The sequence below is a fragment of the Frankia umida genome, from assembly GCF_023242945.1.
Taxonomy (GTDB): domain Bacteria; phylum Actinomycetota; class Actinomycetes; order Frankiales; family Frankiaceae; genus Frankia; species Frankia umida.
The window spans coordinates 43,264-54,118 of record NZ_JALKFT010000034.1; the positions used below are offsets into that span (position 1 = coordinate 43,264).

The window sequence follows — 10,855 nt, forward strand, 5'->3', positions numbered from 1 at the left end:
TCGTGGGTTGGTCACTGAGGGTCCGTTGCGGATGTCTGGTCGGCGGAATGGTGACTGGCGGAATGGTGACTGGCGGAATGGTGACTGGCGGAATGGATGCCTGCGGAGTTGCCGCCGGCGGGGATGATGGCGCCCGCATCGCCGCCACCGACGGTGCGGGCGACGCCGAGCTGCTCGAGCAGCGTCGCCCGCAAATCCAGGAATCGCGGATCGTCGCGGTTGCGGGGCTTGTCGATGGTGACGGCCTGGTCCAGGGCGATCGAGCCGTTCGAGAGCACCAGGACCCGGTCCGCGAGCAGGATCGCCTCGTCGACATCGTGGGTGACCAGGACGACAGCCGGCTCATGCCTCGCGCACAGCGCCGCCAACAGGTCATGCATCCGGATCCGGGTCAGCGCGTCGAGGGCCGCGAACGGCTCGTCGAGCAGCAGCAGGTCCGGCTCGGTGACCAGGGCGCGGGCGAGTGCCACCCGCTGGGCCTCGCCGCCGGACAGCGTGCGCGGCCAGGCGTCTCCGTGCCCCGCGATGCCGACCTCGGCCAGGGCGTCCGTCGCCCGGCGGCGCGCGGCCCGCGGCCGGGGAGCGCTGAGCACGACATTGCGCCACACCTTCTGGGCGGGGATCAGACGCGGTTCCTGGAAGACGGTCGAGCGCGCCCGGGGAACGATCACGCGTCCCCCGTCGGCGGTGTCGAGGCCGCCGAGGATGCGCAGCAGGGTCGTCTTGCCCGTCCCGGACGGGCCGAGCAGCGCGACGAAGTCCCCCTTGCGCAGCTGGAGGTCGACACCGTCGAGCACCGCCCGGCCGTTGAAGACCCGCCGCACGCCCAGCACGTCGACCACGTGGCCCGCGCCGTCCGCCGGCGCCGCGGCGGGCGGCGCCCCGGCGACGGTCGCGTTGTCCAGGATCTCAGCCGATGCCGACACGGGCCCTCCAGGGCAGGGCGAGGCGCTCCACGCCTCGCATGAGCAGGTCGATGAGGATGCCCAGCACCGCGTAGATCCAGATACCGGCGATGACGATGTCCGGGCGCTGGTTGTTCTGGGCGTTGATGATCAGGAAACCGATGCCGGCGGTGGAGTTGACCTGCTCGGCCAGCACCAGCGACAGCAGCGAGAACGAACAGGCGAAGCGAAGGCCGGTGAGGATGCCGGGCAGCGCCGTCGGGAAGATGATGCGGCGGGCTATCTGGAAACCGCTGAGCCCGAAGGTCCTCCCGGCCTCGATGAGCTTCTGGTCGGTGTTCTTCACCGCCTGGAACGTGTTCAGGTAGAGCGGGAACAGCGCGGCCGCGGTGATGAGCGCGAGCTTGGACGACTCGTCGATGCCGAACCAGGTGACGAACAGCGGCACCAGGGCGATGAAGGGCACCGTCCGCAGCATCTGCAGGGTGGCGTCGAAGATCTCCTCGCCGATCTTCCACAGGCCGGCGAAGATACCGAGGAGCAGGCCGGCGAAACCGCCGATCAGCAGGCCCGTGCCGGCACGGCGTAGCGACACCGGGATGGCGTCCTGCAGCGATCCGTTGTTCCACAGGTACTTGTAGGCTTCCAGGATCGTCTTCGGTGAGGGCAGCGTGTCCTCAGAGGTCCATTTCCAGTTCAGCGCCAGCTGCCAGAAAACGACCAGGAAAACGGGGACGCCGATGCGCAGCGTCCAGCCGCTCCAGAAACGGATCCGCCGCCGGATCTCCACCCCGCGGCCGTGGCCGTCCGGGCTGAGATCGACCAGCGCCCGGTCGAGGGTGGCCTTCGCGGCGCTGTTGCGGTCCGGCGCTGGCGCGGTGTCGGTGACGAGTTCCATGGTCGCCATCACGCCACTCCGACCCCGACCCCGACCCCGACGCCGTCGCCGGTGCCCACAGGACGGGTTCCGCGCAGCTGCACGCGGTGGTAGCCGTCGTCGCTGCGGAAGCTGCGGGAGTCGAAGGCGACGACGGGGCTGTCGACTTCGATCGGGCTCAGCACGGCGCTGCCTGCGGTGAGCTCGCCGATCCCCGCGGCGAACCGAGCCTGCCCGGCGGGGTCGAGGTGCTGGCCGGGGAAGAGGAGCACCTGGTGTTCCAGCCAGGCGGCCCGCAGCTCGGCGATGGTCGCCGGGTCGAGGTCCGCCGTCAGGTCGACGCCGGTGACCTCGGCGCCGAAGTGGGCGTTCAGCCGCCGAAATCGTGGGCCTGAGGCGAGTGTGCTCATGAACCGGTCCTTACTGGCTGATGCGGTTGGGCGGACCTGATGCGGTCAGGCGAACGTCGTGAACGGGACCGTGTCGTCCTGGTCCAGCTCGGCGACAAGACCGAGTTCCCAGGCCAGGTAGCGGCGGAATCCCGCCCTGCGTGCCTCGGGATCGGTCTCGCGCCAGCCGGAGCTGACGACGTCGTTCGGCTCGTGCAGCCATGTGACCTGGTCGGTCTCCACGGGCAGGCCCGCGGCACGCCAGGCGGCGGTACCGCCGTCGAGCACCCTTACCTCCCGGTCGGTGACGGCCGTGAGGTCGGCGGCGGCGTACCGGGCGAGCACACCGTCGGAGGAGGTCACCACGATCGGCCCGGTGCCGGTCGGCCCGGTGCCGGGCAGGGCGGAGGGTGACTCCGTGAGCCGGGCGCGGATGGCGAAGTACGCCCCGGGCAGGTGACCGGCCCGGTAGTCGGGGCTGGGGGCGACGTCGAGCACGAGCGTCTCCCCTGCCGGCGCGCTGGCCAGTTCGCCGGGGGTGACGGCGCGCGGGCCGCCGCTCGGCAGACCGAGGTCCGGGCTCACCACCGGCCCGGTCTCCAGCTCGACGCCGTCGAGCGCGCCGTCGAGGACGAAGACCTCGGCCCAGCCGAGCTGGATGATCCAGGAGGCGGCGACGGTGGCCCGCACGCCGTCGTTGTCGACGAGGACCACGCGGGAACCGTGCGTCCCGACATGCCGGAACACCCACGGCGCGACGTCCCAGCTCGGCGCCGAGCGCGAACCGGGCCGGTGGCCGGCCGCGAACTCCTCGGGCGTGCGCACGTCGAGGACGTAGAGCGAGCGGGTGTCGTCCGCGGCGAAGCGCGCCAGCGTCGCCGCGTCAATGTGCCGGATACCGAAACGCTCGCGGAAGCGGTCTGCGGCCGCCCGCGCGGCGTCCAGCGCCGCGCCCGTCGGGAGCGGCGCCTCGGACCGCTGGCCGTGGTCGAGCTCGTGGCCCTCCAGCACCCACGACTGGGTGCCGCCCTCCAGGGACACGACCCGGTTCGGCAGGCCGGCGTTGATCAGGACCTGGGCGCCGAGGATGCTGCGCGTGCGCCCGGCGCAGTTGACCACGACCAGGGTCTCGGGCGAGGACACCACCTCGGCGGCCCGGTAGACGAGCTCGGCGCCGGGGATCGACGTCCCGCCGGGCAGGCTGTGGTTCGTGAACTCGCCGATGGGCCGGCTGTCCAGCAGCACGATGTCCTCACCGGCGGCCCGGCGCTCGAGGAACTCGGGCACACTGATGTGCGGCGTCTTGTAGATCTCCTCGATCCACTCGCCGAAGGCCTGCCCGATGACGTGGTCTCCGCCGCTGTGGACCTTGTACCCGGCCTCGGCCCACGCGGCGAGCCCGCCCGCAAGCACGCGGACATCGGTGTAGCCGAGCTCGCGCAGCCGGGCCGCGCCGCGCTCCGCGAGCCCGCCGTCGCCGTCGCCCCCGTCATAGGTGATGACCGGCGTGTCCCGGCGGGGGACGAGCGCCCCCACCCGGCGCTCCAGGACGCTGAGCGGGATCGAGACGGCCAGCAGGATCGAGCCCTGCTCGGCGGTGACGCCCGGCTCGCGGACGTCGACGAGCGCGTACTCCGCGCCGCCGCCGAGCAGCGCACGCAGTCCGGTGGCGTCGATGGTGAGGGTGGTGAAGTCGGTCATGGGGTTCTCCCGGGCTGGTGTCGGGGCTCAGTAGTGGATGGACCCGGGCACGCCGCCGCCGGCGAAGACGCCGTCCCCGGTGATGGCGACGCTGCGCGGGGAGGCAAGGAAGGCGACGACCCAGGCGACCTCGTACGGCTCGATCACCCGGCCGATGACGGTGTCCGCGCCCGGCCCCGCCGCGGTGCCGGGCGCCCTCGCTTCGACCAGTTCGGTGTAGCGCTCGGTGCGGGTGGGCCCGGGGTGGACGACAGTGACGTTGATGCCATGGGGGCCGAGTTCGTCGGCGACGTTCTTGGTCAGCGCGGTGACCGAGGCGTTGCGCACCGAGCCGATGACCGAGACCGTGGACCGGGAGCCGGTGCCGCTGATGTTGATGATGCGGCCCCAGCCGTTCTCGACCAGCAGCGGGGCGACTGCGCGGATCGTCCGCAGGTAGCCGATGACCTTGACGTTGAGCTGCCGCTGGAACCACGCGTCGTCGGCGTCGTGCAGGCTCGGGCCGTGCTGGGCGGGCTGCTCGGCGGCGTTGTTCACGAGGATGTCGACGCCGCCGAAAGCCGTCCGCACGGTGTCGACCAGGGCCCGCACCGAGTCGTCGTCGCCGGTGTCGGCCCGCACGGCGAGAACGTCGGCGCCGGTCGACTCCCGGATCGCGGCGGCCGCCCGGTCCAGCGCGTCCTCGCGACGCCCCGCTATCGCGACCCGCACGCCCTCGCGAGCCAGTTCCTCGGCGATGGCACGGCCGATGCCGGTGCCGCCGCCGGTGACGATCGCACGCTTGCCAGCCAGTTCGAGACCCACAGGTTTCCCCGATCGAGTGCACGGTGGCAGCGTTCGGCTGCCGGGACCGGCTCAGCGTGCGGGGCCTACGACATGCCGAACAAGCAAGTTCCTCTACGGAAACAGGTGGAATTGGGCTTAACCGTGGCCACGCGCCGCCCGGCCACGCCGCGCGAAAGTCGATCGGTTCGATCGACAAGGTGGTGTGTTCATGCAGGTCTGTGCCATCATCGGCGGGTGAGCAGCAGGATGGACCTCGTCGCGCGTCTGCATGTGGATCTCATGCGTGCCTGCGCCGCCGCCTGTTGTTGATCCGCTTCGTCCGGTAACCGAATGGTGGCCCGCCCCGCTGATGGTCGGGCCCGTCACGCCTTTTCCAGACGTTCATCGTCGACGCCGGCCGGCCCTGCCCGGCGTCGTGGCGGTCAACTCGCTCACCCCCGAGGTAACCATGAGCATGCTCGACCTGCGCCGCATGATGTTGCTCCGCGATCTCGCCGACTTCGGCACGGTCACCGCCGTCGCCGAGCGGCGCAACATCACCAGCTCCGCCGTGTCCCAACAGCTGCGGGTGCTTGAGCAGGAGACTGGCGCCATCCTGTTCCGCCGGGACGGGCGAACCCTGGGCCTCACCCGCAGCGGCCGCGTCCTCGTCGAGCACGCGCGCGTCGTGCTGGGCGCCATGGACGACGCGATGAGCGCGCTGGCGGCCGAGCGTGACCAGATCTCCGGCCAGGTCGCCGTCGCGTCCTACAACCTGGGCATCCCCGCCTTCGCCGCGCCGCTCGTGCATCGCCTGAGCACGGACAAGCCACACCTGCAGATCCGGCTGCAGCAGGCCGACGCGGGCGACGCGCTGCGCCTGCTGCGCCAGAACGAGGTGGACGTCGCGATCATCTACCGCTGCGACTTCGAGGCTCAGGACATGCTCAGTGGGCTGACCCAGGAGACCCTGCTGGTCGAGCCGTTCGCGCTGCTGGTACCCACCCGGCTGCACCCGCGGGTGCGCAGCCGAGGGCTCGCCGCCCTCGCGGACCTCGCGTGGGTGACAGGGCTGGTCGACTCGAGCCTGGACATCGCTCTGCTGCGCGCCGCCGAGCGAGCCGGTTTCACCCCGCGGATCATGCACCGGCTGGTGACCGCCCAGATCGTCTGCGACCTCGCCGCCACCGGCGTCGTCCCGGCGATCGTGCCCCGACTGTCGGTGCCACCACACCTGGAGCACCTCATCGTCGAGGGTGTCCCGGTCGGGCATCGCACGGTCAGCGCGGTCGTGCGGACCAGGCGTCGCGCCGACCCGAACATCGCGCACATCCTGCGCACGCTGCGCGTGATCGGCGCCCAGGCGCTGGGCGAGCCGCAGCTGAGCGTCGCTTCGTGACCGCGTGATGCCAGCGGTGGCGATGCGGTGCGGTGCGTGCGCGAACCTCGGCATTCCAGCAGTCCTCCGCGGGTTCTCCGCGCAACGGTGACAGCCGCGGGTGGCCGCCCCTCACGATCCGGGTCGAGCGCATCGACAATCAACAAATTGATGCTAAATCGTTACTGTAGACAAACTTAATAAACATTCCTTCGCCCTGCGTTAACGTCTGACGAGTCGGGCGAGCCGCCCATGTCCGCCGGCAGGGAACGGTGGCGGCGGGTCTGGGCCGCGCCGTCCGACGGACGGGTGCCGCGCCACACACGTAGTGTCGCCCGTCCCCTCGACCGCGCACGCCGGAAATCAGACGGCCCCTTCGGAAAGGTCGACGTGAGCATGGCGCGCAAGGGTGCTCTGCGTATGCTCGCCCCTTTGCTGGGGCGAAATCTCCGCTCGATCCGGTGGGCCATCGCGCTCGCGGTCGCCGGCCAGGCGACGCTGGGTCTGCTGCCGCTGATCCAACAGGTCATCCTGGATGACACGATCCTGCGTCACGACCGCTCGCTCGCCGTGTGGACCACGCTCCTGCTGGTCGCCGGCGCGGCGAGCTACCTCGGTAACTACCTGCGCCGCCGCGTCGGCTTCAAGGCGGCCGTACGCAGCCAGCGCGACCTGCAGATCCGCGTCCACCACCACCTGCAGTACCTCGACGCGACCGGCCGCGACCGGTTCCGTTCCGGCGACGTGATGTCGCGCGCGACGTCCGACCTCACGCTCATCCAGATGTTCCTGCAGCAGCTGGGCATCACGTTCGGCAGCCTGACGCTGCTGGTCGTCGCCGTGGTGGTGATGGTGATCCTCGCGCCGCTGCTCGCGCTGGTGATGGCGGTCTCCGTTCCGGTGTTCTTCGCCGTCGCGGTCTGTTTCCGCCGCCGCTCCTTCCCCGCCAGCTGGGCCGACCAGTACTACAAGGGCGCGGTCGCGGGGGTCGTCGAGGAGGCGGTCACCGGGGTTCGGGTCGTCAAGGCGTTCGGGCAGGACGCGCAGGAGCAGGCGGAGCTGGGCCGCGCCGCCCGGGCGCTGTTCCGGTCCCGGCTGCGCACCGCGCGGATCACCGCCTTCTTCAGCGCGACGCTGGAGACGATCCCCGGCCTGACCCAGCTCGCGGTGCTCGCCCTCGGCGGCTTCCTGGTGCTGCGCGGCCATGCCTCGCTCGGCGTCTTCCTCGCCTTCTCCAGCTACGTCCTGCAGCTGGTGACGCCGGTGCGCTTCCTGTCCGGCATGCTGGTGACCAGCCAGCAGGCGCGGGCCGGCGCAGCGCGGCTCGTGGAGCTGCTCGCCACGGAGTCGGCCGTCGTGGAGGCACCGGACGCCGTGCCGCTGCGCGACCCGGTCGGCCTGCTCGAACTCGACCACGTCGACGTCGACGTCGCCGACGGGAAACCGGTCCTGCGCGACGTCAGCCTGCGGGTGGCACCGGGCGAACGGATCGCGATCGTCGGCGCCTCCGGATCGGGCAAGTCGACGCTGGCCCAGCTGCTGGTCCGCTTCCACGACCCGGACCGCGGCACGGTGCGGGTCGACGGCCGCGACGTTCGCGACTACACCCTCGCCTCGCTGCGCGCCTCGATCGGGATCGTGCCGGAGGAGGGATTCCTGTTCTCCGGCACCATCCGCGACAACATCGCCTTCGGGCGCCCCGACGCCACTGATGACGAGATCGAGCACGCCGCGGTCGCCGCACACGCGCACGGCTTCGTCGCCGGGCTGCCGGACGGCTACCAGACCGTGGTCGGCGAACGCGGTTTCACCCTGTCGGGTGGCCAGCGCCAGCGCCTCGCCCTGGCCCGGGCCGTGCTCGCCGGCCCGCGGATGCTGGTTCTCGACGACGCCACCTCGGCCATCGACGCCCGCACCGAGCACGCGATCCACGCCTCCCTGACGGAGGTTCTCGGCACCCGCTCCGCCGTGCTGATCGCCAAGCGGTTCTCGACGCTGCGCCTCGCCGACCGCGTCGTCGTCCTGGACGCGGGGCGCATCGTCGACGAGGGCACCACCGAGGAGCTACTGGCACGGTCCGCACTGTTCCGCGAGCTGCTCACCGGTCCGGGCCCCGGCGCCGGGCCGACCACCTCAGTCCGGCCGGTGGACGCGATCGACCTGGCCGCGTGGCCCGTGGACGTCGACCGGGCCGGCGCGCCGAAGACAAGCAGCCACGGGAGTGAGGCCATCGCCGCGGCCGCCGGCGGTCCGGGCGCCGGGCCCGCGGGCGACACCGCACGGCTGGCGGGGCTCACGACCGGCTCGGCCGAGCTGCTCGCCGCCGTGGCGGCGCTGCCGGCGCTCGGCGGTGAAGCAGACGTCGACGTGGCCGAGGCGATGCGGCCCGTGGACGGGTTCTCGCTGAGCGCCGAGTTCGGCCGGTTCCGGGTGCCGCTGGCGCTGGTCGCGGCGCTGGTGGCGGTGGACGCCGCCGCAGGTGCGGGGATCCCCGCGCTGATCCGCTTCGGTGTCGACCACGGTGTCTCCCGTGGTTCCGTGCGGGTGCTCGCCGCCGTCTGCGCCGCGCTGCTGGTGGTGCAGGTGATCGTCTGGTTCAACGCACGGGCGATGACCTACCGCTCGCAGCACACCGCCGAGCGGATGCTCGTCGGTCTGCGGGTGCGCACCTTCGCGCACCTGCAGAGGCTGTCGCTGAGCTTCTACGAGCGCAGCCCGGCCGGCGCGATCATGACCCGGATGACCTCCGACATCGAGGCGTTCGCCCTGCTGCTGCAGCAGGGCCTGCTGGCCGCCATGACCAGCCTGGTGGGCATGGCGGGTATCGCCGTGGCGCTGGCCGTCTTCAGCCCGTCGCTGGCGCTGGCCGTCGCGGTGGTGCTGGTGCCGCTGGTCGCCTCGACGTACTGGTTCCAGCGGGCGTCGGGCCGCACCTACCAGGTGGCCCGCGAGCGGATCTCGGTGCTCTATGCCGAGTTGCAGGAAAGCCTGGCCGGCGTCGCGGTCAGCCAGGCCTACGGCCAACAGCCAGCCAACGAGGCCCGGTTCGCGGCGCTCGCGGAGTCCTACTGCCAGGCCCGATGTCTCGCGGCGGAGTACCAGGCCCGCTACTTCCCGTTCCTGCAGCTGCTCAGCACCGTCGCGAAGACCGTCGCGCTGGTGGTCGGCGCACACCAGGTGGCCCACGGGTCGCTGAGCCCCGGCCTGCTGATCGCGTTCCTGCTCTACCTCGACCAGTTCTTCACACCCATCCAGCAGCTGTCCACCGTCTTCGACCAGTGGCTGCAGGCGAACGCGGCCGCGCGCCAGCTGGGCGAGCTGCTCCGGACCCGCACCGCCACCCCGCAGGCCGCTCACCCGGTGCTGCCGCCCGGCCGGCTGCGTGGCGAGATCAGCCTGGAGCACGTCACCTTCGCCTACGAGGGGACCGGCCTGGTGGCCCTGAACGACGTGAGCCTGTTCATCCCGCCCGGCCAGGTCGTGGCACTGGTCGGCACCACGGGCGCCGGCAAGTCCACGCTGGTCAAGCTGGTGGCCCGCTTCCACGACGCCTCGCGGGGCACCGTCCGCGTCGACGGTGTCCCCCTGACCGAGCTCGACCTGGCCGCCTACCGGCACCAGCTGGGCTACGTCCCGCAGGAACCGTTCCTGTTCTCCGGCACGATCCGGTCCACCATCGCCTACGGCCGCCCGGACGCCAGCGACCTGCAGGTCGAACGCGCGGCGCGGGCGGTGGGCGCACACGAGTTCGTCGCCGGGTTGCCGCGGGGCTACCTGACCCCGGTCTCCGAGCAGGGGCGTTCGCTGTCCGCGGGGCAGCGCCAGCTGCTCAGTCTCGCGCGGGCGCTGCTCGTCGACCCGGCGATCCTCCTGCTCGACGAGGCCACGGCCAACCTCGACCTCGCCACCGAGGCGCGGGTCCAGCGGGCGATGGGCCTGGTGTCCAGCGGTCGCACGACCCTGCTCATCGCCCATCGCCTGCACACCGCCAGAGCCGCGCACCGCATCCTCGTCGTCGACAACGGCACCATCGCCGAGGATGGCTCGCACGACGAGCTGATCGCCCTCGGCGGCCGCTACGCCGAGCTGTGGGCAGCGGCCGCCGACGGCGGGCCGCTTACCGCGCCCCTCGACGCCGGAGCATGGTGAGCGGCGCTGGCCCACCGCCGCGGATGCCGCCGCCGGCTCGGCCGCGGGGAACTCGCGGAAGGCGATGGGCCCGGGCCCCGACTCGGTCAGTTCCGCCGCTGTCACCGGCAGGGCCGCGACCTCGTTCAGGCCGAGCTGGCGCAGCCAGGACGCGGTGACGGACGACCGCACCAGGTCCGGCGTCGGCGAGGACGACGCGCGCGTTGCGGGTGCCGGGTCCCCGCCGCGGCCTTGGTGGCGCGCTCCAGCGCCAGCGGCGACGGCTCGGCGATCAGGTCGACCCCCGCTGCCACGGCGAATGCGGATCACAGAAACAGACGGGCATACCGGTGGCAACGGTGAACTTCGCGTGCCGGGCCATCTCCTTGCCCTGATCCCAGGTGACGGAGTTCTTCATGAACTCGGGCAGGGTCTCCATCTTCCGGGCCAGCAGATAGGCAACCTTCTCGGCGTTGCGGTCGTAGGGAATCCGGACGAGCAGGACGAACCTGGTGGTGCGCTCGACCAGCGTCACGACCTGGAACCTTTTTCCTTGCCCACGGTGAGGTCGGCGACACCTGCGTCATATCATCCCTTTCGAAAATTTACGCCCCTTTAGTCCGACTAGAGATTTTGTAACTGGTCAGGTATCGCTTTGATCTTCGGTTAGGTGGTTGCGGGCATCCAGGGACGACCCTCGGCGAGTTGGACG

General features: G+C 71.4%; 7 protein-coding genes and 1 pseudogene. 2 read left to right on the forward strand and 6 right to left on the reverse strand.

Features of this window, described 5'->3' with window-relative positions; translation table 11 throughout:
• Positions 1-11: 11 nt before the first annotated feature.
• The 5 genes from MXD59_RS22285 to MXD59_RS22305 are packed head-to-tail and all read right to left on the reverse strand — an operon-like array spanning position 12 to position 4,676.
• On the reverse strand, positions 12-926 hold the full coding sequence (locus tag MXD59_RS22285) for an ABC transporter ATP-binding protein (protein ID WP_372512171.1): 915 nt from the start codon (positions 924-926) through the stop codon (positions 12-14).
• Positions 910-1,812 (reverse strand): ABC transporter permease, encoded by a 903-nt coding sequence (locus MXD59_RS22290; RefSeq protein WP_248826559.1) that lies wholly within the window; start codon positions 1,810-1,812, stop codon positions 910-912. The genes MXD59_RS22285 and MXD59_RS22290 overlap by 17 nt, the downstream gene beginning before the upstream one ends.
• On the reverse strand, positions 1,812-2,192 hold the full coding sequence (locus MXD59_RS26700) for a TauD/TfdA dioxygenase family protein (protein ID WP_283097317.1): 381 nt from the start codon (positions 2,190-2,192) through the stop codon (positions 1,812-1,814). Before MXD59_RS26700 ends, MXD59_RS22290 begins: the two co-directional genes overlap by 1 nt.
• Before the next feature lie 45 nt (positions 2,193-2,237).
• On the reverse strand, positions 2,238-3,872 hold the full coding sequence (locus tag MXD59_RS22300; protein ID WP_248826560.1) for a rhodanese-like domain-containing protein: 1,635 nt from the start codon (positions 3,870-3,872) through the stop codon (positions 2,238-2,240).
• Positions 3,873-3,899: 27 nt separating this feature from the next.
• On the reverse strand, positions 3,900-4,676 hold the full coding sequence (locus tag MXD59_RS22305) for an SDR family NAD(P)-dependent oxidoreductase (protein ID WP_248826561.1): 777 nt from the start codon (positions 4,674-4,676) through the stop codon (positions 3,900-3,902).
• A gap of 430 nt (positions 4,677-5,106) precedes the next feature.
• Here MXD59_RS22305 and MXD59_RS22310 point away from each other — a divergent pair, with 430 nt between their 5' ends.
• Positions 5,107-6,036 (forward strand): LysR family transcriptional regulator, encoded by a 930-nt coding sequence (locus tag MXD59_RS22310; protein WP_248826562.1) that lies wholly within the window; start codon positions 5,107-5,109, stop codon positions 6,034-6,036.
• A 399-nt stretch (positions 6,037-6,435) separates the two neighbouring features.
• Positions 6,436-10,164, forward strand: coding sequence for an ABC transporter ATP-binding protein (locus tag MXD59_RS22315; RefSeq protein ID WP_248826563.1), 3,729 nt, complete (start codon positions 6,436-6,438; stop codon positions 10,162-10,164).
• Between the two features lie 277 nt (positions 10,165-10,441).
• Here the strand turns inward: MXD59_RS22315 and MXD59_RS22320 are convergent.
• A pseudogene (locus MXD59_RS22320) lies at positions 10,442-10,690 on the reverse strand (IS30 family transposase); the annotation flags it as partial.
• Between the last annotated feature and the right edge of the window lie 165 nt (positions 10,691-10,855).